Annotated in this window: 1 protein-coding gene; it reads right to left on the bottom strand. The window is 61.2% G+C overall.

Going from position 1 to position 1,749, the window contains the following annotated elements:
- Positions 1 to 1,749: alpha-2-macroglobulin family protein (locus tag RRY12_10845; protein MEG2185166.1), on the bottom strand; the 1,749-nt coding region annotated here is incomplete at both ends.

Here is a 1,749-nt window from a genome sequence, read left to right as displayed (position 1 = left end):
GCCGCCTTGTCCGCAAGCGCAGGGTCGATGTATTTTACCAGTTCAGGCTGAACCAGCAGCGGCCAGGCCGACGACACGGTCTGTTCAAAGCAGCCGTACGGATATGTGACGAGGAAGTCCGCGAGTTTTGCAAGCGAGACCTGCGGCATCGCAGATAGCATGACGACGCTCTCCGCAAAGTTTTCCGGGCCGCGCTTTCCAGGCTCCGGCGCGGCAAACCTCCACTTTGCACCCGGCTTCAGCACAGTGGAGCCGCTTTCAAAGACGCGTGGTGCCGCCGGACGAATGGGCAGCTCTATTACTGTTTTTGCCGATGCGTTCTTCTGCGCGCCCCATGAGACGGTGTAGCTTATCTTCGCCGTGCCGATACCATGCGCCTCAAATGAAAGGGGAATGACGGCCGCCTCTTTGCCTTTTATCGTAACTGTGCGCGCGCCGCCCTTTTGCGCGGCAAGGCGCGCCTCACCCGGGGCGCTTTCTACTGTCAGCTTCACGGTTAGGGGTTTGTCGGTCATGTTGAATAGGCGGCAGGGGGCCTCAAATTTGTCGCCGGGAGCGGCAAAGCGCGGAAGCGAAGGCTCTGTCACTATGTCACGGTTTATCTGCACGGCGGCGTCGCCCGCGCCCTCCGCCTGTGCGGTGGCGGCTACCGCCGTGAGGCGCGCTTTGCCGGAAAATTCCGGTACGTCCATCGTTACGGCGCATTTGCCGTATGCGTCAGTCCGAGTCCTCTTTGTTATTGAGAGCATCTTGAAACGCTGGGCCTGCACGGGACTGAGGCTCGACTTCATCATCATGTTGTCCGCCATGCCGCCGCCTCCAGCCGTAAGAAGCGGGGTGGCGCCGGATTCTGGGGTTATCAGCGCTCCGTAAAGGTCGTAAGTCTCCATGCCGAGCTGGCGGCGGCCTGTGAACCAGTTCCACGGGTCGGGCCTCTTATATCCTGTGAGGCCGAGCACCGTCTCGTCCACAAGCATCACCGTGACGTCAGCCGTCACGCCCTTGCCTGCGGCATCCTTCACCGTAAGCGAAATTTCGTTTTTGCCCGGCTCTATCTTTGGTTTTTTATCGAAAGTCACCAAAAGGCGGTTCTGCGAATTGTCCACTAAAAGCGGCGTCACGCCGAAGGCGCGCGCGGGAGCGCCGTCCTTCTGAGCCGGGCGCACCACCTGCGCGGTGAGCCACGCGTTTGGCCTCATCGCCTCCGTCACCTTGACGGAGAACTCCGCCTCTTTGCCCTTTATCGCGCGGCTTTCGCTCCATACGGAGGAGGTCGTCTCCGCGTCAAGCAGCGCTGCACCCTCAAACGGCGCTTTTATCTTTACCTTCGCCGTCTCTCCGACTTTGTAAATTTTCTTGTCCGTCGTTATTTCCGTCATCTCGGGGGCATACTGGCCCTCCGCGCCGCCTTTTCCGTAGGCGAAGATGGAGGCTGAGGCGCGTGATTTGCCGTCGGGCGTCTCAACGCGGAGCAGATACTCTCCCGCCTCTTTCAGCGATGCGGAGGCGGAGCCTGCGCCCGCCGTGAGCTTTATAACGCCCTGCGCGCGCGGGATAAGCTGCTCCTGCGTGCGCCGCGACATGCGGCCCTCGCTTTCAAAGAGGACGGACTGTCTCACGCGGCGGAAGAGCGAATATTTCATCTCTTTCACATCCGCCGGCTTGCCGTCCGTTTTGACGGCCGCCGCGCGGAAGGCGACGTGACTGTTTGGGCGCGCCTCACGCGGCGCCTCGACGCCCGCCATCACC

The sequence above is a fragment of the Cloacibacillus sp. genome, assembly GCA_036655895.1.
Classification (GTDB): domain Bacteria; phylum Synergistota; class Synergistia; order Synergistales; family Synergistaceae; genus JAVVPF01.
This window is presented reverse-complemented; position numbering and strand designations above follow the sequence as displayed.